We start from the raw sequence: 24,486 nt of genomic DNA, 5'->3' as shown, positions 1-24,486 counted from the left end.
TATGAAAAAAGAAAGAAATGGTGCCATTTTTTTGAGCGGACTCTTCATTTTATTTCCAAAATTAGCGAGTGAATGAAAAAATAAAGAGCAGAACAAAAAAATTATGAATATAATCGTAAAAAAGTGGAGAAGATTATTGACGATTCAACATTTTTTCATATAGTATAATTAAGAGAAATTCATACATAAATACAGTGAATAGGAAGAGTACGGGATGTTCGTCTTTCAGAGAGAGAAATCAGCTGCTGTGAGATTTCTTAAGAATGTGCACTCGGAAGGTCGCCTATGAGTAGCTTTTTTGAACAGCTGCATAGCTCAGTAGAAAAAGCCGGTTAATCAACCGTTATGAAATGAAGTGTATAGGCTTATCAAACGGGATACGTCTATAAAAAAAGGTGGTACCGCGAAATCAACTCCTTTCGTCCTTTTATTAGGAAAGGAGTTTTTTTATGTTTATAAAAGCTTTACACAGTTTCTAAAGACTGAAACTTTATATTATGGAGGTATACATTATGTCTGAAAAAGAAGTGACTCTTCCAACGAAGTATGATCCAAAAGCCGTTGAAGAAAATCGTTATCAGTATTGGTTAGACGGGAAGTTTTTTGAAGCAACAAATGACCCTGAAAAAGAGCCATACACAATTGTAATTCCACCCCCAAACGTAACGGGCAAGCTGCATTTAGGCCACGCTTGGGATACAACGTTACAAGATATTTTAACGCGTATGAAGCGCATGCAAGGCTATGATGTTCTATGGCTTCCTGGTATGGACCATGCGGGAATTGCAACGCAGGCAAAAGTAGAAGAAAAGCTTCGCAGCGAAGGGAAAAGCCGCTACGATCTAGGCCGCGAAAACTTTGTAGCTGAAACGTGGAAATGGAAAGAAGAATATGCAAGCTTTATTCGCCAGCAGTGGTCGAAGCTAGGACTTGGCTTGGACTATTCACGGGAGCGCTTCACGCTTGATGAAGGTCTTTCTAAAGCAGTGCGTGAAGTATTCGTAACGCTTTACAAAAAAGGGTTAATCTATCGCGGAGAATATATTATTAACTGGGATCCAGCTACAAAAACAGCTCTTTCAGACATCGAGGTTATTTACAAAGATGTACAAGGTGCGTTTTATCATATGCGCTATCCGTTGGCAGATGGTTCTGGACATATTGAAATCGCAACAACTCGTCCTGAAACAATGCTAGGAGATACGGCTGTAGCTGTTCACCCTGAAGATGATCGCTATAAGCACTTAATCGGCAAAAAGGTTGTCCTTCCGATTGTAGGTCGTGAAATTCCAATCGTAGGTGATGATTATGTAGATATGGAATTCGGTTCTGGTGCGGTAAAAATTACGCCTGCTCATGACCCGAACGATTTTGAAATTGGAAACCGTCATAATTTAGAGCGTATTTTAGTGATGAATCAAGACGGTACGATGAATGACAAAGCAGGTAAATATGAAGGAATGGATCGTTTTGCTTGTCGTAAGCAAATTGTTAAAGACCTTCAAGAAGACGGCGTATTGTTCAACATTGAAGACCATATGCATTCAGTAGGTCACAGTGAACGAAGCGGTGCCGTTGTTGAACCTTATTTATCAACTCAGTGGTTTGTAAAAATGCAGCCGTTAGCAGATAAAGCAGTAGATCTTCAAAAACAAGAAGAAAAAGTAAACTTTGTGCCTGATCGTTTTGAAAAAACATATTTACACTGGATGGAAAATATTCGCGACTGGTGTATTTCGCGTCAGCTTTGGTGGGGGCACCGCATTCCAGCTTGGTACCATAAAGAAACTGGAGAAGTATACGTAGATCATGAGGCTCCAGCAGATATCGAAAACTGGGAACAAGATTCAGATGTATTAGACACATGGTTCAGTTCAGCGCTATGGCCATTCTCAACAATGGGCTGGCCCGATGTGGATGCAGCTGATTTCAAACGCTACTACCCAACAAACGTGCTTGTAACAGGCTACGATATTATTTTCTTCTGGGTATCTCGTATGATTTTCCAAGGTCTTGAATTTACGGGTAAACGTCCGTTTGATGATGTACTCATTCACGGTCTTGTACGAGATGCTGAAGGTCGTAAAATGAGTAAATCACTTGGTAACGGTGTAGATCCAATGGAAGTAATCGAGAAATACGGTGCGGATTCTCTTCGCTACTTCTTATCTACAGGAAGCTCACCAGGACAAGATTTACGCTTCAGCTTTGAAAAAGTCGAAGCGACGTGGAACTTTGCAAATAAAATTTGGAATGCTTCTCGTTTTGCATTAATGAACATGGACGGCATCACATTTGAAGAACTTGATTTATCAGGTGAAAAATCTGTTGCTGATAAATGGATCTTAACGCGCCTAAATGAGACGATTGAGCATGTGACAAAATTAGCTGACAAATATGAATTCGGTGAAGTTGGACGCATTCTTTATAACTTTATTTGGGATGATTTCTGCGATTGGTATATTGAAATGGCTAAACTTCCTCTTTACGGAGAAGATGAAGCAGCTAAAAAGACAACTCGCTCCATTTTAGCTTATGTACTTGATAATACAATGCGACTTTTACATCCATTCATGCCGTTTATTACCGAAGAAATTTGGCAAAGCTTGCCGCATGAAGGCGAATCGATTACAGTAGCTAAATGGCCGGAAGTACGCCCTGAGCTTTCTGATAAAGAAGCTGCTAACGATATGCGTTTACTTGTAGATATTATCCGCGCTGTTCGTAACATTCGTGCTGAAGTGAACACGCCGATGAGCAAACAAGTAAAATTATTTATCAAAGCTAAAGATGAAAATATTCAAAGCCAGCTTGAAAAGAACCGTGCGTATGTAGAACGTTTCTGTAATCCAAGTGAGCTTGTGATTTCAACGGATGTTTCATTAGATGAAAAAGCGATGACTGCTGTGGTAACAGGTGCAGAATTAATTTTACCTCTTGAAGGTTTAATTAATATCGAAGAAGAAATCGCGCGTTTAGAAAAAGAATACGACAAGTTAAACAAAGAAGTAGAACGTGTACAAAAGAAATTAAACAACCAAGGCTTTATTGCAAAAGCGCCTGCTAAAGTAGTAGAAGAAGAGCGTGCAAAAGAGCAGGATTATGTTGAAAAACGTGAAGCTGTTCAGTCTCGTATTGCTGAATTACGCGGATAATCAATGGGTTAATGAATGAACAGAAAAGCGTGGCTTGTATAGCGACGCTTTTTCTTTACATAATAATAGCGATGGAAAAGAAAGGTGAATAAAAGATGATAACGACATATGAAGAAGCGCTTGATTGGATTCATAACAGACTTCGATTTGGAATCAAGCCGGGATTAGAACGAATGGAATGGATGCTAGAGCAGCTTGATTTTCCGCAGCAAAATATAAATGCTATTCATGTTGCTGGGACGAATGGTAAAGGTTCTACCGTTTCTTATTTACGAAACATGTTAGAAGAAGCGGGGTATAAAGTTGGAACGTTTACTTCTCCTTATATCGAAACATTTAATGAGCGGATCAGTGTGAATGGACAGCCTATTTCAAATGAAGCAATGACCGCTCTTGTTCAGGAAGTAAAGCCTGTAGTGGAGCGACTAGAACATACGGATTTAGGGTCAGCAACGGAATTTGAAGTGATTACAATCATGGCTTTTCTTTATTTCGGCTATCATGATTCAGTTGACTATGTTGTGTTTGAAACAGGTCTTGGGGGACGATATGATTCAACAAACGTTGTGAATCCTATGGTGAGTATTGTTACAAACATTGGATTTGATCACATGGCGATACTAGGTGATACGGTAGAAGAAATTGCAGCAGAAAAAGCGGGGATTATTAAAAAAGAAGTTCCTATTATTACTGGTGCAGAGCAAGTAAAGGCGCTTGACGTCATTACAGAAGAGGCAAATTCGAAGCAGGCTTCGTTATTTGTGTTAGGAAAAGAATTTAAAATTGAAAACTATGAGCCCTTAGCAAATGGAGAAGGCTTTACGTTAAAAACGCCGTATGGTACATTTGAACACTTGCAATTAAATATGCTTGGCTATCATCAAGTTAAAAATGCAGCTTTGGCTGTGATGGCCGTTTGTTATTTAAAAGAAAAGAAAAAGCTTTCTATCTCCAATGAGCAAATGATAAAAGGAATTCAGCATACAAAGTGGAATGGCCGCTTTGAGATAGTAAATGAGCATCCTTTAACGATTATTGATGGCGCTCATAATGCAGAAGGCATTGATAGCTTGTTATCTACTTTACGCCTTCATTATGAAGATCGAAACATTCATTTAGTTTTCAGCTGTTTAAATGATAAAAGCGCAGATCGAATGGTCCAAGAACTTGAAACAATCGCTGCAAGTATTACATTTACGTCGTTTGACTTTCCTCGTGCTCGTCCGGCTCAAGAGCTTTATGAGATGAGTACTCATCATAATAAGCATATGGACGAGGAGTGGAAAAAAGCAATTGCTTACGTAAAGGAAAAGGCGACAGGTGAACAAGACATGGTCGTGATTACAGGGTCTCTGTATTTTATATCAGAAGTAAGGGCTTTTCTTCTCAAATGAGCAGAAGCAGCAAGTGAAATCTTGCTGCTTTTAACATAATGTAAGGAAGGGATACGGATAATAAGGAAGCACTAAGTTCAAAGTATTGTCACTTTCGCCCCCTAGGTAAGTGATATATAATAAACATGTACATCACTAAATAAGGAGATTGTTAACATGAGTAAGAATAATGAAAAAATTGTACCGAAAAGCAATAAAAACTTTACCGGTATTATTCTTACCTTTTCAGTGATAGCGAATGTTATTATTTTACTGCTATTCTTTTCGAATATTGGCTATCAAGGAAAAGTAAGTTTTGATTTGACTATCTTTCCACGGTTAAATGCTATTTTGAATAGTTTTACATTTATTTTTTTAGTTGCAGCGTTGATTTCAATTTTTAGGAAAAATATCAATGCTCATAAAGGTTTTATTTTAGCAGCATTCACTTCCACACTGCTCTTTTTAGTTTCATATTTAACGTTCCACTACATTTCCACAGAAACAGCTACGTTCGGTGGAGAAGGAATCGTTCGTCCCATTTACTTCTTCATTTTGATCACACACAGTTTCCTAGCAGCGATTATTGTTCCGCTGGCACTGTTTGCACTTGTGTGGGGCTGGACAATGCAAGTTGAAAAACATAAAAAAATTGTGCGATGGACAATGCCAATCTGGCTTTATGTAAGCCTTACAGGTGTAATTGTCTACTTATTTATGGCTCCTTACTATTAAAAGACGTCTGCTTTTGCAGACGTTTTTTTATGCTGTTTTTGTTTTTTAATGGTATAATCCTTATTACCTATAAAAAGGATGTTTTAAGGAAGGAGGCATACAAAATATGACTTTTATGGGTATTATGATTCAGTTTATTAATAAAGGAGCTGTTTGATACTAATCAATAAAGGAGAGATATTGAAATGAATAAACTGTCAACGAGGAATAAAGGAATTTCTCTAATGAACGTGATCATACTGGTTATCATAATAGGTCTTCTAGCAGCTTTTCTCATTCCGTTTATTGGCAACTATTTAAAGGAAAAAGATACATTCCTTCACTCAAAAGAACATCTACAATTAGTAAACAAGACGCCTGATATGGAAGAAATAGTATGAGTTTAATTTATCTCTATGCATTTGTTTCAGGTATCACGTTAGGTTCATTTTATAACGTAGCAGGCCTTAGAATCCCTCAGAAAAAATCTATTTTATCTCCAAGATCTCATTGTCCACACTGTTTATACGTTCTTTCTCCACAACAATTAATTCCCATAGTCTCCTACATCAAAAATGCAGGAAAATGTAGTATGTGTCGCAAAAAAATCTCCTTCATCTACCCATTCATAGAATTTTCGACAGGAAGTTTATTTGTATATGCTGTTTTTAGATTGAATACGACGTTAGAACTGATTGTCATATTAACCTTTGTTTCTTTTTTAACAATTATAGTTGTCTCAGATATAGCCTATATGATTGTCCCAAATAAGGTGCTGCTTTTCTTTTTGCCTATCTTTCTTCTTGAGCGTCTTTTCATTCCATTAACTTCGTGGAGTGATTCCTTAATGGGAGGAGGAATCGCATTTTTTCTCCTCTTTCTAATCGCATTTCTCAGCGGAGGAGGCCTTGGAGAAGGAGATATTAAATTGTATGGTTTGATTGGTATTGTGCTTGGAGTAAAGCTTGTTTTGCTATCGCTTTTTTTAGCTATATTAATAGGCGGAACCGTTAGTATAGGAGCGTTATTAATGAAAAAGGCAAAGGTAGGTGTACCAATTCCTTTCGTTCCTTTTATTTTTATAGGGACAATCGCTGCTTATTTTCATGGAAACGAATTGATAGATTGGTATGTTAGCAACTATTTTTATTGACCTTCAAGTCTTCGACAAATTTGAAATTTCTGTAACTAAATAGCGAAAACCTTTTGTAACAAGACGACAAATGTCTTGTTATTTTTTTTTCTTCTATGATAGCATGGAAAAAAGTGTATGTTTTATGTCGGTTTACCTCAGCTTGCAACCGGTACTAAGACTACGTTAACTAAAGGCGGTGGGGCAGTGGACAAGCAGGAACGAAAAATTTCAATTAAAATCAATGGTCAATCTAAGGATGAGAAGGAAGAACAAGCGCCAGAAAAAGACGAATTTACGTGGGTTCTTCCGGAACCGTCATCCAAAGATTCTCATGTGGAAGAAAATAAAGTGGTGTTTATTGAAGATGTAAGAAATGAAAAAAAGAAAAAGCCACGATTACATCCTAAAAATGTTTCGATTAAAACCGTAAACGGCGGTGTGATCAAACGCACAGCTGTGATTGTACTGCTAGCAGTCGGAATAGGCAGCGGCATCGGTATGGTTGGTGTGAAAATGATGACAGGAAGCGAACAGCCTGTGAGCAAAGCACAAACAAGTGAGCAAACGAAAGAAGAAAAAGCTGCTCAAACAGCGTCTACCACTGAAAGTGTTGGTAAAGCTGAAAAGAAAAGCGAACAGGAATCAAAAGGGACGTCAGCTGCTGCTTCTACTTTAGAACCTTTTTCCTTTTACATTGTACAAGCAGGTGCTTTTTCATCAAAAACTGCTGCGAACAAAGCAATGGATAAATGGAAAGAAGAGAACGAGGCAGGCGAGATCTTTTCACCTAAAACCTATTCTCTTGTCGTTGGTGCTGCCACTGGAGAAGAAAAAGCGAAAGCACTTAGTAAAACGTATAAACAACAAGGTAAAGATGTATATGTAAAGTCTTATGAAATTAAGCCCACTAGCGAATTAGGGAAAAAAGATCAAACGGTTATAACAACAGCACAGCCGTTTATGGCTAATCTTTTAGATCAATCTGTTAAAGCGATTGAAGGAGAGCGGGTAGCCGATATCAAATCTCTGAAAAAAGAGCTGACAAAAGTTCAGAAAGAAGCGTCAAATGAAAACATTAAAACTATGGTGAGCACCCTTCAAAAAGCTGCTGCTTCTCTTTCTTCATATGAAGACAATAAAAGCAGTAAAGATGCTTGGCTTGCTCAGCGATACGTGTTAAAAGCTCTTCAGCAGTATGAAAGCCTTGTAACGTCTTAACAAGTGAGGTAGTGTAATGCTGCCTCACTTGTTTATTGTCATTTAGAGATGAAATTGCTAAAATAGCGGTGTGTCCTTCTTTTTTTAAATCAAAATGCAAAGGTGAGATGTATGAAACAAACATTAATTTTAGCCTCAGGCTCTCCTCGTCGAAAAGAATTACTTCAGCAGCTTCACATTCCCTTTACCGTTCACGTTAGTACAATCGAAGAGATCGTCAATCCATCATACACTCCGTCCGAGGTAGTAATGGATTTAGCTAGGCAAAAAGCAGTGGACGTCGCTTCGCATCATAAAGAGGATATGGTCCTAGGTGCCGATACAGTTGTCGTCTATGGCAATCGCATTTTAGGAAAGCCAAAAACGAAACAAGAAGCGATTGAAACACTTACGATGCTGTCAGGTCAAAAACATCAGGTATTAACTGGAGTAGCGTTCGTATCAAATTCAAAAGTTCATACGTTTTATGAACAAACAGATGTAGAGTTTTGGCCGATTGAACAAGATGAAATCGTACAGTACGTAGAGTCAGGAGAGCCTATGGATAAAGCGGGTTCTTATGGAATCCAAGGTCTCGGTGCTGCGCTAGTTAAAAAAATTGAAGGAGACTATTTCTCCGTGGTGGGCTTGCCGCTCTCCCGAACAATACGTGAGCTAAAACAATACGGTTTCGTCTACTAAAAAGGAGTGACGAAATTGGATCAATCATTGTTAATTAAAGATTTCCCTCAAGATGAAAGACCTCGAGAGCGCCTTGTGTCAATGGGTGCTTCTAGTCTTTCTAACCACGAGCTTATTGCTATTTTGCTGCGCACTGGAACCAAAGATGAATCTGTTCTTCAGCTGTCCAATCGCATATTAACGCATTTTGAAGGTCTTCAACTTTTGCAGCATGCATCGCTTGATGAAATGATGAATATTAAAGGTATCGGACCTGCAAAAGCAATTCAAATTATAGCGGCTATTGAAATAGGTAAGAGGATTGTACAGCGGAAATCTAGTCAGCGATATACCATTCATGGCCCTGAAGACGGAGCTAATTATGTGATGGAAGAAATGCGCGTGCTGTCTCAAGAGCATTTCGTCTGTTTATACCTCAACACGAAAAATCAAGTTCTCCACAAGCAAACCATTTTTATCGGAAGCCTCAATTCATCTATTGTCCATCCAAGAGAAGTATTTAAAGAAGCCTTTCGTCGTTCAGCTGCATCCCTTATTTGTATTCATAATCATCCCTCCGGCGACCCTACTCCCAGCAGAGAAGATATAGAGGTAACGAAGCGCTTAAAAGAGTGCGGATTTATCATAGGAATTGAATTGTTAGATCATTTAATTATCGGAGATCGAAAATATATTAGTTTAAAAGAAAAAGGATACATGTAAGGCTATGCTTTTTAAAATCCTTGGGTTATAATAGTAGTCATGATTTTAAATGACAAGTTCTTTACAATCATTCGTTATTAATAGACAAAGTATGACTTTTTATCATACAATATTTGGCGTTGACATCTATGAAAAAAGTATAGAAAATAAAAAATGTTACTTATGAAATGAAGAAATTGAATTATGGAATTTTTACCTTTGCATTTTGGTAAGAGAAAGGAAGAGACACATGTTTGGAATCGGTACTAGAGACCTTGGAATAGATTTGGGTACTGCAAATACGCTCGTTTATGTAAAAGGAAAAGGAATTGTTGTGCGTGAGCCGTCTGTTGTGGCTTTGCAAACTGATACAAAACAAATCGTTGCGGTAGGTAACGATGCAAAAAATATGATTGGTCGTACACCTGGGAACGTAGTAGCCCTTCGTCCAATGAAAGATGGAGTTATTGCAGATTACGAAACAACTGCGACGATGATGAAATATTACATCAATCAAGCTCAAAAAACAAAAAGTTTGTTTGCCGGTAAGCCGTATGTAATGGTTTGTGTACCTTCTGGCATTACAGCTGTTGAGAAACGTGCCGTTATTGATGCGACTCGTCAGGCTGGCGCGCGTGATGCGTATACAATTGAAGAACCGTTTGCTGCAGCAATCGGCGCCAATCTACCGGTTTGGGAGCCAACGGGAAGCATGGTAGTAGATATTGGCGGAGGAACAACAGAAGTTGCGATTATTTCTTTAGGGGGAATCGTAACATGTCAGTCAATCCGTATCGCTGGTGACGAGATGGATGAAGCGATTATTCAATATATTCGCAAGAATTACAATTTAATGATCGGTGAGCGTACGTCAGAAGCATTAAAAGTAGAAGTCGGTTCTGCCGGAATTCCAGAAGGTATTGAAAACATGGAAATTCGCGGACGTGACTTACTAACAGGTCTACCGAAAACAATCGAAATTTCAGCAGAAGAAATTGCAGAAGCGCTAAAAGATACAGTGGCTTCTATTGTCGATTCAGTAAAAAGTACATTAGAAAAAACACCACCTGAACTTGCGGCAGATATTATGGATCGCGGTATTGTATTAACAGGCGGTGGCGCATTGCTACGTAATTTAGATAAAGTTATTAGTGAAGAAACAAATATGCCGGTTGTCATCGCAGAAGATCCGCTTGACTGTGTTGCAATTGGAACTGGTAAAGCGTTAGAACACATTGATTTATTTAAAAATCGTACAAGCGATTCATATCGCTAAATATTAAGAGGTGTAGATCGTGCCACAATTTTTCTTAAATAAACGTTTAGTTATTTTATTGGTCAGTATTATTGTATTAGTGGCATTGATTGGTTTTTCGTTAAATGGTCGTAAAAATGTAACGTGGCCTGAACAGTTTGTCAAAGATACGGTTGGTCTTGTTCAGGCTACCTTTAATGAACCCGCACAATTTGTAGCGGGTTTCTTTCAGAATGTAGGTGACTTAAAGCGTACATACGAAGAAAACGAGGTATTAAAAGCCCGTTTAGACGAACGCATGCAATTAGAAACGAAAGCCAACGCTTTGCAGCAAGAAAATAAAAAATTAAGAGCACAGCTCGACAAAAAAACGGATTTAAGTCAATACAACCCAATCGAAGCAACAGTTATTGCTCGTAATCCAGACCGTTGGCATGAGGTAATTGCCATTGATAAAGGGACGGTTCATAATGTGCAGGAAAATATGGCTGTTATGACTCCTGAAGGGCTGATTGGTAAAGTGAAGCATGCATCTAAGTTCACATCTACTGTGCAGTTAATTAGTTCATCAGATCGTACAAACCGTGTATCTGCTAAAATTCAGGCTAAAAAAGAAGTGTTTGGTTTAATTGAAGGCTATGACGATAAAGAACAGGCGCTTGTTATGCGTCGTATTCCTTTTGATGCTGATATTAAAGAAAAGCAAAAAGTAGTAACGTCCGGTCTAGGACAAGAAGACGGCATTTTCCCTAGCAATCTTCCAATTGGCGTTATCACAAAAATTGAGCCTGATGAATATGGATTAACGAAAAAAGCTTATATCAAACCTGCTGCTGACTTGTATGACTTAGATAACGTAGTTGTAGCTAAAAGAAGTGCGCCCGCTGCTGAAGACGATTTAGGGGCGGAGGAGGCTAACTGATGAAGCGGTTTGTCCTTCCTATTCTCGTGCTTGTCGTTTTTATGTTTGAAAGTATCTTTGTTAATTTTGTCGCCATGGCATCACCATGGCGAGACTGGATTCTATCGCCTCACTTTGTTGTAGTGGTACTGGCTTTTATGGCAGTGTATTATCACCCAAAGCAAGCGATGCTATATGGGGTAATCCTTGGATTCATGTACGATATTGCCTTTACGGATGTCTTAGGAGTATACGCGCTTGGATTGCCGGCCGTATGTTATATCGTATCAAAACTAATGAAGATTTTTCAGCAAAATACGCTTATCGTAATCTGCATGTCGCTATTAGCTGTAGCCATTATTGAGTTTTATGTATATGGAATTAATAGCATTATTAATATATCCGATATGACCATTGGTCGCTTCTTGCAAGAGCGATTTTACGCAACCATCATTTTAAATGCCATATTTGCACTCATTTTTGCATTTCCGCTTCAAAGATGTTTTCAATATTTCGCTAAATTTATCGATGAACGCTGATCCGAAAATATATTACGCTTCTCGTTCATGATGCGATAAAAATGCTGATTGAAGAAACGAAAAAAAGGAATTGAGTAAGTCTCTGTCGAAATTATATATTCGTTGAGGTGAGCGTCTTGAATAAACAAAAGCAACAAAATGTGACAATTAAAGGAACAAAAGATGGATTAACGTTGCATCTCAATGATACATGTTCATTTGCAGAGCTTTTGACGGAACTTAAGACGAAGCTTTTGACAAATAAGCATGGCGATGCCGATCAGATCGTCACAGTGTATGTCAAAATCGGAAATCGTTATTTAACTACAGAGCAGGAAACCGAATTGAAGGCGCTCATAGAAGAAAATCAGTATTTAGTAGTTAAACAAATTGATAGTAACGTTATTTTAAAGCAAGATGCAGTCCGAGTAAGAGAAGAAAGCGAATTAGTATCTGTTACAAAGGTAGTTCGTTCAGGACAGGTTCTCCATGTAGAAGGCGATTTGCTTCTAGTCGGAGACGTAAATCCCGGAGGAACCGTTGTAGCTGGAGGAAATTTATTTGTATTAGGTGCTTTAAAAGGGATTGCTCATGCAGGATATCGCGGCAATAAAAACGCCGTTATTGCTGCATCGTTAATGAAACCTTCACAGCTGCGCATTGCTGATATCATTACCCGATCAGAAGAAGAGCGCAGTGAGAAGGAAGAGAATATAATGGAATGTGCATACTTAGATGATAATGATCAAATGGTGATAGATCGCGTGCAAACTTTACCGCATCTAAGACCGAATTTGACCAGGGTAGAAAGGAGAATTTGACAGTGGGAGAGGCTATTGTTGTTACGTCTGGTAAAGGTGGAGTTGGAAAAACAACGACATCAGCCAATTTAGGTACTGCTCTAGCATTAGCTGGAAAGCGCGTGTGTCTAGTAGACACTGATATCGGCTTACGCAACTTGGATGTTGTAATGGGGCTTGAAAATCGTATTATTTATGATCTTGTAGACGTGGTAGAAGGTCGATGCCAACCGCAAAAAGCCTTGATTAAGGACAAGCGTTTTGAATGTTTGTACTTACTTCCTGCTGCTCAAACGAGTGACAAAACAGCTGTTCAACCAGAACAAATGCGAGAGTTAGTTCTTCAGTTAAAGCAAGACTATGACTATGTGGTTATTGATTGCCCAGCTGGTATTGAACAAGGCTATAAGAATGCCGTAGCTGGCGCTGATAAGGCACTCGTTGTGACAACACCGGAAGTTTCAGCTGTTCGTGATGCTGACCGTATTATTGGATTATTGGAGCAAGAGGATATCGAATCTCCAAAACTAGTTATTAACCGAATCCGTAGTCATATGATGAAAAATGGAGACATGCTGGACGTGGAAGAAATTTCTCAGCTTCTGGCTGTTGATTTAATTGGAATCGTTGCTGACGATGAAAATGTTATTCGTGCTTCTAACAACGGTGAACCAATTGTCATGGATCCATCAAGCAAAGCATCAATTGCATATCGTAATATTGCAAGACGTATTCTAGGTGAAACGGTTCCTCTTCAATCGTTAGATGAAGAAGATAAGGGAATGTTTGCACGTATTAAACGATTCTTTGGTGTTCGTTCTTAAAAAGCTTCCGATAGAGGAAGCTTTTTTTATTTGTGTGATTTTGTAGAGTCAAGCTGTCATAAGCTCCACGGACAAGTCATATAGTTGATTATACGATAAGAACAAGGAGAATGATGAATCATGAATCGACGTGCTGATGAAATCCGTAAACGAATTGCTGAGCGTAAGCGAAAACAATTAAATACAACGAAGCGTCTTCCTCAAGAACCTCTTCATACGTCCTTAATGAGTGAAGAAGAAAAATATGGATCCATGGATTATTCTACGGTTGAATACACACCATCAGCAAAGGAATATCACCCGTTATTTCGAAAAGAACGCTTTTTATTTAAAATTTTAGCTTCAGCCTGTTTAGTACTAATTGTAGGAATTATGTTCAAGAACGCTTCTCCTACTTTCAAACAGGCCAGAGTGGTGGTTCAACAAACAATGGATAAAGAATTTCAGTTTGCAGCTGTTTCTTCCTGGTATGAAGATAAGTTTGGGAAGCCATTAACGCTACTGCCGAATAAAGAGTCTAGCAAAACGGAGCAAAGTGTAAGCGGAGAATACGCTACTCCGGCTTCAGGGAAAGTAACGGAAACATTTGCTCAAAGTAAGCAAGGCGTGACGGTTCAAACAGGAGTGGATTCTGTTGTAGAAGCAATGAGTGAAGGTATTGTAAGGTATGTAGGAAAACGTGATGATACTGGGAATACCGTTATTATTCAACATGCTGATGGAACCGAAACTTGGTATGGACAGCTCAAAAAAATCAATGTTAGTATGTATGATTTTGTGAATAAAGGCAAAGAAGTAGGAATTGTGGAAAACAGTAAAAAAGGCGATGCTGGAACATTCTATTTTGCTATTAAAAAAGGTGATAAGTTTGTGGATCCTAGTCAGGTGATTCAATTTGAATAGTGCTTTTTCGTTATTGATGAAAATTCACATTCATCCATTGTTTTGGGGGATTTTCGTAATTGGTATCTTAACGGCTACGGTAAAGCAGCTTTTTTTGTTATTTATTATTGTAATTATTCATGAACTGGGCCACGCCGTAGCGGCTCAGTGTTTTTCTTGGCGGATTCGCAGAATTATGCTCTTACCTTTTGGAGGAGTAGCAGAAGTAGATGAACATGGTAATCGTCCATTTCGAGAAGAGTTTATTGTGACAATAAGTGGACCTCTTCAGCATCTCTGGATGTTTGGAGCTGCTTTCTTATTAATGAAAATAAATGTGTTGTCTTTGGAAACGTATGAGCAATTTATGTTTCAATGCACGGTGATTTTACTGTTTAACCTTTTGCCGATTTGGCCATTGGACGGAGGGAAGCTGCTTTTTTTAATGTGCAGTCGGTCTTTACCATTTTTAGAAGCGCATAAGCTTGCGCTCCGGTTATCAACGTTTTTTTTAGCTATCGGTATTATCTACGCCGTCATTATGCATCCTTTTCAGCTGCACTTATGGATTATTATTTCATTTTTAATTATATCCGGATATTTGGAATGGAAGAGCAGGCAATTTGTCTACATGCGCTTTTTGTTGGAGAGATATCATGGCAAAGAGCATCCAATTGGAGCTTTAAAAACGCTAAGTGTCTCAACCAGTGAGACGCTCCATCAAGTCCTGCAAAAGTTCCAAAGAGGCTGTAAGCATATGATTATTGCTACATCTCAAACAGGCGAGCATGTACAAATTGATGAAAATGAACTTTTACACGCTTACTTTGTAGAAAAAAGAACAAATAGCCAGCTAGACGAACTTGTAACAGTTTACTGATTTCTAGTAACATAGAATAGAATGAAAAAAGTTCGGTTGCACTGACCGAACTTTTTCCTATGAATTTAGATTAAAGTGAGGCAATGTATGTGAAGGCATGTATTATTAACGCGGCTACTTCTTCAAAACGTATAGCCGTGATAAACGATAAAACACTAGAAAAAATCTATTTAGAAGAACAAAGCGAGAATCAAATTATTGGTGATATATATTGGGGTAAAGTCGTAAAAGTACTTCCACATATGCAAGCAGCCTTTATCGATATCGGTTTATCAATGAACGGATTTATTCATCGAAATGAACTTGTATCCTATCAGCAGTCAGAGAATCCTCACAAAGATCAGCAGCCGATGTCTGCTTTTATTCGTGAAGGAGAAAAAGTACTGGTTCAAGTTGTAAAAGAAGGCATTGGGACAAAAGGGCCAAAGCTGACGGGTATTATTGAATTTTCTTCTGATGAGCTTGTATATTTACCGCACGGAAACTATGTCGCTGTATCCAAAAAAATAGCTGAGCCAAAACGCCAACAGTGGAAACAGCTTGGTGAGCGGTTAAAACAGGGGATGGAAGGCTTTTTATTTCGAACAGCGATTGAGGAAAAATCAGAAGCTGCGGTCCAACATAAAATAACAGAGCTACAGAAGAAATATGAGCATCTTGAACGACAGACACAGGGAATGAAAGCTCCTGCCCTAGTCAGCAAAGGACAAGATTTTCTCCAAACAAGAGTGCAAGCTGCACTTCAACAAGGAATTGATGGGATAGTAGTAGATGACTTTGACCTATATCAGCATCTTCAAACTACCTACCCTAACTCGTCAATAGAGTACTATAAAGGAAATGAAAATATTTTTTCCTTTTATGATGTGGAACGGCAAATAGAAAAGCTTTTAAAGCGAATCGTGTGGCTCAAAAGCGGAGGTTATATCGTTATTGACGAAACGGAAGCGATGACGGTCGTGGACGTGAACACGGGGAAGTTTTCCGGAAAAGATAATATTAGAAAGACAATGCTTCAAACAAATATGGAAGCTGCGTATGAACTGTCCAAACAGATGCAATTACGTCACTTAGGCGGCATGATCTTAATTGATTTTATAAATATGCCTCATAAAGAAGATCGGACAGAAGTAGAAAGGTACATGAAAAAGCTATGTGAACAAGATGAAGTGCGGACGAATGTAGTTGGCTTTACAGAGCTCGGCATATTGCAATTAACGCGGAAGAAAGTGCGCAATAGTATTGGGTCAACATTAACTATGCCTTGTGAAGTATGTGAAGGAACCGGTAAAATGATTGATTCCAAAACGGCTGCTTTTCAAATTGAACGCATAATTTGGGAACATCGCGGCGCGGAAGAAGAGGCCATTTGGATTGAGACGCGAAGTGATGTTATAAATGAAATGAAGGCTCAAGGATTTCTCAACGCTCTAGAGAAAATGGTGAAAAAAACCGTATATCTTACGCCAAGCGATGATTATACAAACGCATTTGTTTTGCGTCAATTGGGGTCGAATGAGCAGATTCAAAAAAGGGTCTCTGCTTCTATATAAAATTTTAGAAGAAAACATGAATTCCAATTGACACTAACCTTTGATTTGTAGTAAGATTTAATATGTTGGTTTGTAGCACCCGTGCTACAACCGCTCAGAACAGGTTTTAAGTTCACTTGAACACCTGTGATGGCGAGTCTTAGTTTTTAGAGGAGGTGCAGAGAATGTACGCAATTATTGAAACTGGTGGTAAGCAAATTAAAGTAGAGGCTGGTCAAGCAATCTACGTTGAAAAACTTGCTGGTGAACAAGGCGAAACAGTTACTTTTGACAAAGTATTATTTGTAGGTGGCGACAGCGTGAAAGTTGGTGTTCCTTTCGTAGAAGGTGCAACAGTTACGGCTAAAGTTGAAAAACAAGGTCGCGCTAAAAAGATCACTGTATTTAAATACAAAGCAAAGAAAAACTATCGTCGTAAGCAAGGTCACCGTCAACCTTACACAAAAGTTGTAATCGACGCTATCAACGCGTAATTATAACAAATGATTAAGGTGACGATTTCTCGTGATGCAAATAAGAAAGTTGACGGGTTCACGATGAGTGGACATGCTGACTTTTCCGAACACGGAAAAGATCTTGTTTGTGCGGGAGCATCTGCAGTTTCATTTGGGACAATTAATGCTATCTTTTCAATAAGTGGGGTTGAACCGCACTTAGAGCAAGGTGGAGATGGTGGGTATCTCCGTTGTGAGATTCCAAAAGATGTGGATTCGTTCACATTGGAACAGATTCAATTGCTATTAGAAGGTATGGTTGTTTCACTGAAAACGATCGAATTAGATTACAGTAATTATATAAAAATTAACGACAACTAAACAGGAGGTGGATGTCATGTTAGTAAGATTAGACCTTCAATTCTTCGCTTCTAAAAAAGGAGTAGGTAGTACTAAAAACGGTCGTGATTCAATCTCGAAACGTCTTGGTGCTAAACGTGCTGATGGCCAATTCGTATCTGGTGGTTCAATTTTATACCGTCAACGCGGTACTAAAATTTACCCAGGTGCAAACGTAGGTCGTGGTGGAGATGATACTTTATTCGCTCAAATCGACGGTATCGTTAAATTTGAACGTTTCGGTCGTGACCGTAAAAAAGTATCTGTATACCCTGTTGCTCAAGAAGCATAAGATACAAAAAGAAAACTCTAACCCAAGTAGGTTAGAGTTTTCTTTTTGTAGAATATTTCACCTATTACCCATTGGAATTTGTTATAATCGAACATATCTAAGAAGATTGATACGAGATGTTTGTCAGCGTTGTGAAATACTTATGCTCGAGTCAAAGTTAGGAGTGCTAAGATGGAAAAAGAATGGGATGTCGTAGAGGTATTAAGATACGCGCGGCATGATTGGTTAAATAAGCTGCAATTAATCAAAGGCAATCTAGCGTTGAATTGGCTTGATCGAGCGAATGAAATCATTGAAGAAATTGTAAATGAATCCAAACATGAATCCAAGTTAACAAACATTAATATGCGACTGTTTGCGGGCTTTGTTATGACCTATCATTGGAATAACCATGCTGTTCGCTTAGATGTGGAAGTGCTTGGAGAATTGAAGGATTTATCACAATACGATGAGTTCGTATACAACTGGTGTTGCTATTTGACAGAAGCACTCGAAAAGTATGTTGATTATCATGCAGAAAACTATTTGAGTATTTCAGTATGCATTGAAGAACAGGGAATTCGTTTCTTTTTTGACTTTAGTGGAATACTAACAGATATACAGAAGCTACAAAACAAGCTACAATGTTATGAGTGCGCTCAAGGAGTTGCATTGGTTGAACAGCATATGTCTGAAGATGAATTTAGCCTTATGCTCAGAATAAGTTAACAGCGCTTTTGCTATTGCAGGAGCTAAGATATAGAACGGAGTGAAAAAGAAATGTTTGTAGATCAGGTCAAGGTATATGTAAAAGGTGGCGACGGAGGAAATGGAATGGTTGCCTTTCGTCGCGAAAAGTACGTACCAAAAGGAGGTCCTGCAGGTGGTGACGGTGGTCACGGTGCAGATGTCATCTTTGAAGTAGAAGAAGGATTACGTACGCTGATGGATTTCCGCTATAAGCGTCACTTTAAAGCAAGCCGCGGTGAACATGGAATGTCAAAAGGACAGCACGGACGTAACGCTGAGCCGATGGTTGTAAAAGTTCCACCAGGTACGGTTGTGTTAGACGAAGATACGAACGAAACGATTGCTGATTTAGTTGAGCACGGCCAGCGCGCAGTGATTGCTAAAGGTGGACGCGGAGGGCGTGGGAATACGCGTTTTGCTACACCTGCAAATCCAGCACCGGAGCTTTCAGAAAATGGAGAGCCGGGTAAAGAGAGAAATGTAATCCTTGAATTAAAAGTATTAGCGGATGTAGGATTAGTTGGTTTCCCAAGTGTTGGAAAGTCAACGTTATTATCCGTAACGTCTGCTGCAAAGCCAAAAATTGCTGAATATCATTTTACAACAATTAATCCGAATTTAGGAGTAGTTGAAACAGAAGATAATCGCAGTTTTGTGATGGCAGATTTACCAGGGCTAATCGAAGGTGCACATGAAGGTGTAGGGTTAGGTCATCAGTTTTTACGTCATATTGAACGTACCCGCGTTATTGTCCATGTAATCGATATGTCAGGTTTAGAAGGCCGTGATCCATATGAAGATTACTTAACCATTAATGAAGAGCTGCGTCAGTATAATATGCGTTTAACAGAACGTCCGCAAGTAGTGGTAGCAAATAAAATGGATATCCCGCAAGCCGAAGAGAATCTAGCTGCATTCAAAGAAAAAGTAGGGGACGAAGTGAAAGTCTTTCCAATTTCTGCAGCAACACGTGATGGAATCCGCGAACTGTTATTTACAGTAGCTGATCTTGTAGAAACTACGCCTGAATTCCCAATGCAAGAAGAGGAAGATCTATCTATGCACCGCGTACTGTACAAGCATGAAAAGAAAGAAGTGGAATTCGTTATTACGCGTGATAGCGACGGCTCATACGTATTAAGTGGTGAAAAAATCGAAAAATTATTCAAGATGACTGACTTCTCACGTGAAGAATCGGTTCGTCGATTTGCGCGTCAGCTTCGAGGCATGGGCGTCGATGAAGCCCTTCGTGAACGAGGAGCAAAAGATGGCGATATTGTAAAGCTGTTTGAATATGAATTTGAATTTATTGACTAATTGTTGTTCATAGGATAAGGGGAGGGGCTTTACTTGCATAAGAGCGATAAGCAGTTTTATTTAGTTCGCGAAGATGTATTACCAGAAGCGATGAAAAAAACATTGGATGCGAAGCTGTTAATTGAACGGGGAAAAGCTGAATCGGTAGCAGATGCCGTACAAGCCGTAGACTTGAGTCGCAGTGCTTTTTATAAGTACCGCGACACGGTTTTTCCGTTTCAGACGGTTGTCAAACAGCGAATTATTTCACTATTTTTTCATATTGAAGATCGATCAGGTACTTTATCACATTTATTAAGCACCGTTGCATCATCGGGATGCAATGTGTTAACAATTCACCAAACCATCCCTTTACAAGGGCGTGCCAACGTAACTCTTTCATTAGATACAGCAAGCATGAATGTTGAATTAAATGAAATGCTGCGAAGACTGAAAAGCTTAGAGTTTGTAGATAAAGTGGACGTGCTTGGTTCAGGGGCATAATGGTAAACAGATATAGATAAGGAGAGGCATGATTGTGGGGAAAGTAGGATATTTAGGACCAAAGGCAACATTTACACATGTGGCCGTCCAAGGCGTATTTAAACAGCACGACCATATTCCATACAAAACAATTCCAGCATGTATCGATGCAGTGGATAAAGGAGAAATTGAGTATGGAATTGTACCGTTAGAAAATGCACTTGAAGGATCTGTAAATTTAACACTTGATTATCTTATTCATGAACGTCGTCTGCCAATTGTTGGAGAAATTGTGCTTCCCATTCGTCAGCATTTAATGGTTCATCCATCTCACGCAGAACAGTGGAAAAACATTGAAACGATTTATTCTCATCCTCATGCAATTGCGCAGTGTCATAAATTTTTACACGGAGAATGTACGTCAACTGCAGTAGAAGAGATGACATCAACGGCGTTTGCTGCTAAGTATGTAAGCGAACACCCTGAGCTTAATATTGGAGCTATTGCGAATGGATTAGCAGCCCGTGAATATGGATTACATATTGCTTGCCCGAACATTCATGATTATGATCATAATACAACAAGATTTGTTATTTTGCATAAAGATGGAGCGCAAGATGTGCCATTTTTAGCTGGAAACGGGTGCAAGACAACGTTAATGATTACACTTCCATCTGATCAGGCAGGAGCGCTTCATCAAGTGCTTTCAGCTTTCTCCTGGCGTAAGCTAAATCTGTCTAAAATTGAATCCCGTCCCATGAAAACAGGGCTTGGAAACTATTTCTTTATCGTTGATATTGAACAAAAAATGGATGAAGTATTAATCCCTGGGGCTATGGCTGAACTTGAGGCACTAGGCTGTAGCGTAGAGCTTTTAGGAAGCTACCCTCATACACTGCTTGAAACAGAAATCCCGCTTTAAAGCGGGATTTTTTTGTTATAACATCTTTTTACTCATTCGAAACTAAATAGCCTTCCGCTTCAAGAGCTAAGCAGGCAGCATTCAGTTTTTCAATTGTATCTGCTTCAATTGTATGAAGGTGAATCCCATCTGTTAGCTGAGATAAATAAGTTGCGTTTGTTTCTTGGATTTTTTCTATGAACGTTTCTACTTCTTTTCGGGTTTGAATCATAACGGAAGCCGTTAATTCACCATACACAGGGTGTTCAACGGTTACATCTTTCACGAGAACGCCGTGGTCAACAAGCAGGAGAAGCTCCTTTTCAGCATCTTCTGGCGTATGCTGACAGGCAATAATTCGCTGATGCACGGTAGTTTGAGATGGATTTTGAATATAAATATATCCTTGACTTGTTGCGATAATGGGCTCATTTTTAGCTTTAAGCAGCGAAATATCTTGTACAATGACTTGGCGGCTAACGTTTGTTCGTTTTGAAAGCTCACTGCCTGTCATTGGTTTATTCTCTGTTTTTAACCATTGTAGAATAAGTTCTCTTCTTTCTTCTCCAAGAATTTTCTTTTGAGTTCCTGGCACCTTTAGTCCCTCCTTTTACACTGTCATAAATTCTTGCTGTAATAAATGAAAAACGGATATGAGTCGATCAATATGCTTAAACGTTGAATGTTGACTAAATGAAATACGTACAAAGTTCTTAGCATTCGCAGTCGATTTGCCAATCGCAAGTAGAGAAGCTAATGGTTCCTGCTGATTTACATGACAGGCACTTCCCGTAGAAATAGCAATTCCGTGACGATTACATTGTAACATAACATATTGACCCTGTATGTTTGAAAACGTCAGTCCAATAATTCCAGGAAAATGCGAGTTCCCAAGGCCTTCTACTTCTATAAAAGGAGCAAGAGGCTTTAGCTTTTCTAATAAGTACGATTTTAAGCGCTCATAATGACTTCGAGCCGCCTGCATTTCTGCATATGCGCATTCAGCTGCTGCAGTAAAGGCAGCGATACCCGTTGTATTTACAGTTCCAGGGCGAAAGCCTTTTTCATGAGTTGCTTTATGATAAATAGGCTTCCAAGAAGAACTTGAATTCATGTATACCATTCCTACACCTTTTGGTCCGTAAATTTTATGACTAGAAACTGAGATGCTATCAGCTTTCAGCTTTTTAACATCAATAGGAAGCTTACCGAAAGATTGAACACAATCACAGTGAAAGAGAATTTCTTTTTCAGATAAAAAGTGGCCAATATCCTCAACTGGCTGAATTGTACCGAGCTCATGATTGATGTGCTGAATAGCTACTAGCGCAGTGTCAGGTCGAATCGTCTTCTTTAAGTCTTCTACAGACACAGCGCCGTTTTGATCTACAGGTACGTAAGATAGGGTAAAGCCTTCTTTTTCGAGCTGCTGCAATGTATGAAGAACCGAAGAATGTTCAAGCTTCGTTGTAACTAAATGTTTTCTTTCGTTCGTTTTTCCTTTCAAAAAAGAATGAATGGCTAAGTAATTAGCTTCTGTTCCTCCACTTGTAAAAAAAAGATCATCCTCTCGACAATTTACTAACAGGCTTAATTTTTTTCTGCATAGCGTAAGTAAATTCTCTGCTTGTGTTCCAAGTGTGTGAAGACTGCTGGAGTTTCCATAATAGCTTGTTGCAGCTTCAGTATATACCTCAATTGCTTCTTGTCTCATTGGCGTTGTTGCCGCATAGTCCAGATAAATCATTTTCTCCCTCCGATAAAAAAACTTCTTGTCTTTCATTTAATAATATGTAAATATAGGTGTCAAGACACATGTAAATAAAGAGGTGTAAAATGTTAGAGACAGATGTTTTAATTATTGGAAGCGGATTAGCAGCGTTTTCTGCAGCTTATGAACTGTGTCGTCATAACAGAGTTGTAATGGTAACGAAAGGGAAACTTGACCGCAATAACTCAGTTCTTGCTCAAGGCGGAGTAGCAGCAGCTATTGGAAGCAGCGATCACTGGAGTGAACATCTCTATGATACGTTGGTTGCGGGCAATAAGCATTGCAATGAACAAGCGGTACGCACTTTAGTGGAAGAAGGTGCGGCTGTAGTAAATGAATTGATTCATAAAGGAATGAAGTTTGATAAAAATCCAGATGGTACGCTCCATTTTGGAAAAGAAGGAGCCCATCGTGTCAATCGTATTCTGCATGCAGGTGGGGATGCAACAGGACAAGCGCTGTTCGCTTTTTTGAAAAAAGAAGTACTCCCATATATTACAGTGATTGAAAACGAAATGATTCAGCATTTAGTAACTGTAGATGGAACGTGCAGAGGCGCTATCGGACAAGATGAAAACAACAAAATTACTATATATCATGCTCGCCAAACTGTTATAGCTACCGGAGGAATCGGCGCTTTGTACAAGCATACATCTAACCAGCCGCTTGCGACAGGAGATGGCCTAGCGCTTGCGTACAGGGCTGGAGCAAAATTAGCGGACTTAGAATTTGTTCAGTTTCATCCGACGCTTTTGTATCAAAAGGAAGCGAAAGGTTTAGTATCCGAAGCGGTTCGAGGTGAAGGTGGCGTACTGGTAAATGAATGGAATGAACGCATAATGGAAGGCGTTCATCTCTTTAAGGATTTAGCACCGCGAGATGTTGTAGCAAGGACGATTTTTAATGAAATGAAAAAAGGAAGATCCGTATTTTTAGACATTGAAAAAGTGGCTCATTTTGAACGAAAATTTCCTACGATTACGGCACTGTGTCGAAAGTATAAAATTCAACTGGACAAAAAACGAATACCTGTTACTCCCGGCGCACATTTTTTAATGGGTGGAATTGAAGTAGATGCTTATGGACAAACAAATGTTGAAGGATTGTATGCCGTGGGGGAAGTTTCTTCTACAGGCGTTCATGGAGCAAATCGTCTAGCAAGCAATTCATTGTTAGAGTGTCTTGTATTTGGAAAACGGACAGGGCGTCATATTTTACATAAAGCGAGAACGGTATCTCGTTATACTCCCGTTCGTTACGTCTATAAAGGCATGCCTAAAATACTGCCTGCCACAAGACAAATTCAGCATAAAATGATGGATTGTGTAGGAATCATTCGTCATGAAAACGAATTGGCCACTATTGTGCATGAATTCACAAATTATCTGGATGGAATACCTCTTGATCAAGAAGTTATATATTCGAGGGAAGCAGCGACCATCTGCAATATGCTAACTGCAGGTCTGCTTATTGCCGAGTCCTCTCTTGCAAGAAAAGAAAGTAGAGGAGGTCATTACCGAAGTGACTTTCCGCATGAGAAGCAAGAATGGGAGCATAAGCGAATTATTAAGCAGTCTGCTGCTTCAACAAAACAGTCATTGATTTTATAAG

26 protein-coding genes, 1 pseudogene and 2 other annotated features are annotated in these 24,486 nt (G+C 39.0%); of the genes and pseudogenes, 25 read left to right on the top strand and 2 right to left on the bottom strand.

Annotated features, from left to right (window positions below):
* The first annotated feature begins 185 nt into the window (after nt 1-185).
* Nucleotides 186-430: a binding site (T-box leader), on the top strand.
* A gap of 82 nt (nt 431-512) precedes the next feature.
* The 24 genes and pseudogenes from ACO1DI_RS08040 to pheA all read left to right on the top strand — a co-directional run bounded on the left by ACO1DI_RS08040 (nt 513) and on the right by pheA (nt 21,125).
* Nucleotides 513-3,155 carry a valine--tRNA ligase gene (locus ACO1DI_RS08040; RefSeq protein WP_013059353.1) on the top strand — a complete coding sequence of 881 codons (2,643 nt, stop codon included), beginning with the start codon at nt 513-515 and terminating at the stop codon, nt 3,153-3,155.
* Between the two features lie 95 nt (nt 3,156-3,250).
* Nucleotides 3,251-4,549 (top strand): bifunctional folylpolyglutamate synthase/dihydrofolate synthase, encoded by a 1,299-nt coding sequence (locus ACO1DI_RS08035; RefSeq protein WP_221779417.1) that lies wholly within the window; start codon nt 3,251-3,253, stop codon nt 4,547-4,549.
* Nucleotides 4,550-4,705: 156 nt separating this feature from the next.
* On the top strand, nt 4,706-5,263 hold the full coding sequence (locus ACO1DI_RS08030) for a DUF420 domain-containing protein (protein WP_013059351.1): 558 nt from the start codon (nt 4,706-4,708) through the stop codon (nt 5,261-5,263).
* A 185-nt stretch (nt 5,264-5,448) separates the two neighbouring features.
* On the top strand, nt 5,449-5,643 hold the full coding sequence (locus tag ACO1DI_RS08025; RefSeq protein ID WP_014458112.1) for a hypothetical protein: 195 nt from the start codon (nt 5,449-5,451) through the stop codon (nt 5,641-5,643).
* A pseudogene (locus tag ACO1DI_RS08020) lies at nt 5,640-5,855 on the top strand (prepilin peptidase); the annotation flags it as partial. The gene ACO1DI_RS08025 and the pseudogene ACO1DI_RS08020, both read left to right, overlap by 4 nt.
* A gap of 60 nt (nt 5,856-5,915) precedes the next feature.
* Nucleotides 5,916-6,395: a prepilin peptidase gene (locus ACO1DI_RS08015; protein WP_423145249.1), complete on the top strand. Its 480-nt coding sequence runs from the start codon at nt 5,916-5,918 to the stop codon at nt 6,393-6,395.
* A 117-nt stretch (nt 6,396-6,512) separates the two neighbouring features.
* Nucleotides 6,513-7,595: an SPOR domain-containing protein gene (locus ACO1DI_RS08010; protein WP_226554875.1), complete on the top strand. Its 1,083-nt coding sequence runs from the start codon at nt 6,513-6,515 to the stop codon at nt 7,593-7,595.
* Between the two features lie 111 nt (nt 7,596-7,706).
* The gene (locus ACO1DI_RS08005) at nt 7,707-8,276 is read left to right on the top strand and encodes a Maf family protein (protein WP_115654957.1); all 570 of its coding nucleotides are present in this window, start codon (nt 7,707-7,709) and stop codon (nt 8,274-8,276) included.
* Nucleotides 8,277-8,291: 15 nt separating this feature from the next.
* Nucleotides 8,292-8,978: a RadC family protein gene (gene radC / locus ACO1DI_RS08000; protein WP_013059346.1), complete on the top strand. Its 687-nt coding sequence runs from the start codon at nt 8,292-8,294 to the stop codon at nt 8,976-8,978.
* 229 nt (nt 8,979-9,207) lie between these two features.
* Complete coding sequence (locus ACO1DI_RS07995) at nt 9,208-10,233, top strand: rod shape-determining protein (protein ID WP_013059345.1); 1,026 nt, start codon at nt 9,208-9,210, stop codon at nt 10,231-10,233.
* 19 nt (nt 10,234-10,252) lie between these two features.
* On the top strand, nt 10,253-11,134 hold the full coding sequence (gene mreC / locus ACO1DI_RS07990) for a rod shape-determining protein MreC (RefSeq protein WP_013059344.1): 882 nt from the start codon (nt 10,253-10,255) through the stop codon (nt 11,132-11,134).
* Nucleotides 11,134-11,652: a rod shape-determining protein MreD gene (gene mreD / locus ACO1DI_RS07985; RefSeq protein ID WP_014458115.1), complete on the top strand. Its 519-nt coding sequence runs from the start codon at nt 11,134-11,136 to the stop codon at nt 11,650-11,652. Before mreC ends, mreD begins: the two co-directional genes overlap by 1 nt.
* 116 nt (nt 11,653-11,768) lie before the next feature.
* Nucleotides 11,769-12,452 (top strand): septum site-determining protein MinC, encoded by a 684-nt coding sequence (minC, locus tag ACO1DI_RS07980; protein ID WP_013059342.1) that lies wholly within the window; start codon nt 11,769-11,771, stop codon nt 12,450-12,452.
* A 2-nt stretch (nt 12,453-12,454) separates the two neighbouring features.
* Nucleotides 12,455-13,255: a septum site-determining protein MinD gene (gene minD, locus ACO1DI_RS07975; protein ID WP_013059341.1), complete on the top strand. Its 801-nt coding sequence runs from the start codon at nt 12,455-12,457 to the stop codon at nt 13,253-13,255.
* 120 nt (nt 13,256-13,375) lie between these two features.
* On the top strand, nt 13,376-14,158 hold the full coding sequence (locus tag ACO1DI_RS07970) for a M23 family metallopeptidase (RefSeq protein WP_014458118.1): 783 nt from the start codon (nt 13,376-13,378) through the stop codon (nt 14,156-14,158).
* Nucleotides 14,151-15,017 carry a M50 family metallopeptidase gene (locus ACO1DI_RS07965; RefSeq protein ID WP_014458119.1) on the top strand — a complete coding sequence of 289 codons (867 nt, stop codon included), beginning with the start codon at nt 14,151-14,153 and terminating at the stop codon, nt 15,015-15,017. Before ACO1DI_RS07970 ends, ACO1DI_RS07965 begins: the two co-directional genes overlap by 8 nt.
* A gap of 83 nt (nt 15,018-15,100) precedes the next feature.
* Complete coding sequence (locus ACO1DI_RS07960; protein ID WP_115654955.1) at nt 15,101-16,570, top strand: Rne/Rng family ribonuclease; 1,470 nt, start codon at nt 15,101-15,103, stop codon at nt 16,568-16,570.
* A 78-nt stretch (nt 16,571-16,648) separates the two neighbouring features.
* Nucleotides 16,649-16,720 (top strand) — a sequence feature (ribosomal protein L21 leader region).
* 14 nt (nt 16,721-16,734) lie between these two features.
* Nucleotides 16,735-17,043: a 50S ribosomal protein L21 gene (gene rplU, locus ACO1DI_RS07955; RefSeq protein WP_013059337.1), complete on the top strand. Its 309-nt coding sequence runs from the start codon at nt 16,735-16,737 to the stop codon at nt 17,041-17,043.
* A 9-nt stretch (nt 17,044-17,052) separates the two neighbouring features.
* Nucleotides 17,053-17,385, top strand: a complete 333-nt coding sequence (locus ACO1DI_RS07950; RefSeq protein WP_013059336.1) for a ribosomal-processing cysteine protease Prp — start codon at nt 17,053-17,055, stop codon at nt 17,383-17,385.
* Nucleotides 17,386-17,401: 16 nt separating this feature from the next.
* Nucleotides 17,402-17,695, top strand: coding sequence for a 50S ribosomal protein L27 (rpmA, locus tag ACO1DI_RS07945; protein ID WP_013059335.1), 294 nt, complete (start codon nt 17,402-17,404; stop codon nt 17,693-17,695).
* A 171-nt stretch (nt 17,696-17,866) separates the two neighbouring features.
* Nucleotides 17,867-18,403: a Spo0B C-terminal domain-containing protein gene (locus ACO1DI_RS07940; protein WP_423145195.1), complete on the top strand. Its 537-nt coding sequence runs from the start codon at nt 17,867-17,869 to the stop codon at nt 18,401-18,403.
* 51 nt (nt 18,404-18,454) lie between these two features.
* Nucleotides 18,455-19,741 (top strand): GTPase ObgE, encoded by a 1,287-nt coding sequence (gene obgE / locus ACO1DI_RS07935; protein WP_013059333.1) that lies wholly within the window; start codon nt 18,455-18,457, stop codon nt 19,739-19,741.
* A 33-nt stretch (nt 19,742-19,774) separates the two neighbouring features.
* The gene (locus tag ACO1DI_RS07930) at nt 19,775-20,224 is read left to right on the top strand and encodes an ACT domain-containing protein (RefSeq protein ID WP_013059332.1); all 450 of its coding nucleotides are present in this window, start codon (nt 19,775-19,777) and stop codon (nt 20,222-20,224) included.
* A gap of 28 nt (nt 20,225-20,252) precedes the next feature.
* A complete protein-coding gene (gene pheA / locus ACO1DI_RS07925) occupies nt 20,253-21,125 on the top strand; it encodes a prephenate dehydratase (protein WP_014458123.1) in 873 nt (290 codons plus the stop codon).
* Nucleotides 21,126-21,153: 28 nt separating this feature from the next.
* Here pheA and ACO1DI_RS07920 read toward each other — a convergent pair whose 3' ends face one another.
* Both ACO1DI_RS07920 and ACO1DI_RS07915 read right to left on the bottom strand, forming a co-directional pair.
* Entirely contained in the window at nt 21,154-21,699 is a 546-nt protein-coding gene (locus ACO1DI_RS07920; protein WP_047932161.1) for a transcription repressor NadR, read from the bottom strand.
* A 15-nt stretch (nt 21,700-21,714) separates the two neighbouring features.
* On the bottom strand, nt 21,715-22,851 hold the full coding sequence (locus ACO1DI_RS07915) for an IscS subfamily cysteine desulfurase (protein ID WP_209367909.1): 1,137 nt from the start codon (nt 22,849-22,851) through the stop codon (nt 21,715-21,717).
* A gap of 89 nt (nt 22,852-22,940) precedes the next feature.
* Between ACO1DI_RS07915 and nadB the strand changes: the two genes are divergently transcribed.
* Nucleotides 22,941-24,485 (top strand): L-aspartate oxidase, encoded by a 1,545-nt coding sequence (gene nadB, locus ACO1DI_RS07910; RefSeq protein WP_014458126.1) that lies wholly within the window; start codon nt 22,941-22,943, stop codon nt 24,483-24,485.
* Nucleotide 24,486: the final 1 nt, after the last annotated feature.

It is taken from the genome of Priestia sp. 40, from assembly GCF_049368575.1.
In the GTDB taxonomy this organism is placed as follows: Bacteria; Bacillota; Bacilli; order Bacillales; family Bacillaceae_H; genus Priestia; species Priestia zanthoxyli.
This window is presented reverse-complemented; position numbering and strand designations above follow the sequence as displayed.